The following is a 1,940-nucleotide window of genomic DNA, read 5'->3' on the forward strand; positions in this document are numbered from 1 at the left end:
ATTGCATGCTTCGTCATATGACTGCTCCTAGTGTTACCACTAGGACTGGCAGCCAGAAGGCCGTCATCGCAAGACGGCCTTCACCGTGGGCTTACCCCCCATCTGCCGATGAAGCACTCTCGGGGGTGTTATTCTTGAAGACCGCTGCCCGCCGAACGACGAAAAAAGGCCGTCTTCGCCCACCCCCGTTTTCGTGACAATAGACCGAAACAACGCGGTCCATAGGAGCAACACTGATCACAGTGTCGCCGGACGGAGTGAAACCTGACCTTCGAAAAACGTAGACCCGGCAAAGAGCGGTTGTCATCCGCTGATAATAGCCACATCGCGATCACCCACATGCGCCCGATCCGACTTTGTCAACAGGACCTAGATCACTTAGCTTCCTATCCTTCTCGAAGATCCACGTGGTTCTTGCGCTCATAGCTCACTGCGACGGTCACTTTAGGCCGAGCGATACACTTGATCTTCAGATTGCCTTCTCGACATTGCGAGAGAAAAATGGGCTGCTAGAATTTGATCTTCCTCAAGGTGCTCCCGCCAAGCTGAGGCTTCTACTTGACCAGAGAGGAAGCAAAGCATCAGCATTTCTTGGGACATTGAAAGGGGCGGGAGAATGTCCGCTACGGTCCAATTCTGCGATGACTGTGTCCCACTGAACTTGGCTTGTGAAAAACTGCGTTTAGTCCCGCACTCACGATTAACGATGTCGCCTATGTTTTCTTGGTTGGTCATGTTTGCTCAAAACGTCCGTTGATGATACCTACAGTTGGGATATTAGGTCCTGAAAATATAGAATAAGGGAGTTTGGCCGTCATGCCGGAAGCCGCTTCATTTGTAGCGGAGTAATATGATGATGCGGATAATCCGCTATTATCATTTATCGAGAGGCAGACATTTGACTGAAGACGGCTTTTGAAATCGTCGCGTATCGTACCCGGAGCGCTGCTCTGAATCATTCGCCCACCTTTGAGCGATGCCCTCGAACGATAGATCGTTGCCTTGAGAGAACATCAATGGGTGATTTCCGGCTCGGGTGTGCGCCGGCTGAATCTGGAAGTGTCGAGAAACGCTTCAGTTCCGCCAGGGCCCGCGCAGGCTTGAGCATCTCTGTAATAATGGTTCAGCATATACGGCACTGACATCCATCCATATTAGGCAATCGACTGGATGTCATGCTTCACAGCAGAGATTAGTCCACGGACGGATAGCAGGTTGGAATGCCTCACTAGGACCTGAACCCCGAGCTCCACCCGTATTTCGGCACTGCCGAACTGTGAAATAATGCGGCGGCACGCCGGTTACGCAAATGAGCTTCGGGCATGCAAGTAATTTACGTTTTCACATCGGAGTTACTTTTGAAACCTAAACCTGTATTGCATCTGATATATTGGTTGCATTTTAATGCAATTATTAGATCACGACGGATTTAAAAATGAGCGATTTCGACATCTGGACAGAATCGATTAATAGAGGTGAGCTTATACAGCGCACTGACGAGAACTTAGGTACTGAGTATCAGGAGCGGTTGCGAACAAATCCACGGAACTCCCTTTCGCATCTCACGGATGAGCAGAAAAAGTTACGCAGGGCCCTTAGGAACAGAGTGAACGCTGCCGCGTGCCGGGAGAGGAAGGCGACTGAAGCAAAGAATGCTAGGCTGAAGATATCCACTTTAGAAAAACAGAACACTAAGCTCACTTCAGAGCTGGAGCGTTTGAAGGAACTCAACGCACTTTACACGATGCAGTTGGAGGAGCACGGGATAACTCCGGCAACTCTGTCCGAACAATTTGGCCAGCTTGGCGAAGCCGAAAGTTTCACTGCATTACAGGTATCAAGCGACAGCAGGCAAAACCAAGCTTTTAGTACGGACCGCCCCGCCGTATTTTTGGACACGGTCAATGCGAACGCACTGCCGAACGTTTTGCCGGTCGCTC

At 50.4% G+C, this 1,940-nt stretch carries 1 protein-coding gene; it reads left to right on the top strand.

Features of this window, described 5'->3' with window-relative positions:
- Positions 1 to 1,435: 1,435 nt before the first annotated feature.
- A partial coding sequence (locus tag F3H58_RS27020; protein ID WP_149744439.1) for a bZIP transcription factor occupies positions 1,436 to 1,940 on the top strand: 505 nt, incomplete at its 3' end.

It is taken from the genome of Rhizobium sp. NFACC06-2, assembly GCF_900101425.1.
GTDB lineage: Bacteria > Pseudomonadota > Alphaproteobacteria > Rhizobiales > Rhizobiaceae > Agrobacterium > Agrobacterium leguminum.